Below are 246 nucleotides of genomic sequence, written 5' to 3' on the forward strand. Positions count from 1 at the left end.
CGCCAGCCCACGAACGTTTCCACCTGGCGTTATGTTCACCGGGCGATGTCTCTCAGGTCTGGGTGCTGGTTCTGGTGAATGCCGGTGGTGAGCCGTTTGCGGTGGTTCAGGTACAGCGGCGGTTTGCACCGGAAGCCGTCAGCCATTCACTGGCACTGGCGGCGTCACTGGACGCGCAGGGGTACAGCGTCAGTGACATCATCCATATCCTGATGGCGGAAGGAGGTCAGGCATGAGCGCACGTTC

The 246-nt window shown here is 61.4% G+C and carries 1 protein-coding gene; it reads left to right on the plus strand.

Annotated elements, in window-relative coordinates; genetic code table 11:
* The coding region (gene psiB / locus B0E34_RS22660; RefSeq protein ID WP_087706492.1) for a conjugation system SOS inhibitor PsiB at positions 1-236 on the plus strand (236 nt) is incomplete at its 5' end.
* Between the last annotated feature and the right edge of the window lie 10 nt (positions 237-246).

This window comes from Chryseobacterium mucoviscidosis (assembly GCF_002177115.1).
GTDB lineage: Bacteria > Bacteroidota > Bacteroidia > Flavobacteriales > Weeksellaceae > Chryseobacterium > Chryseobacterium mucoviscidosis.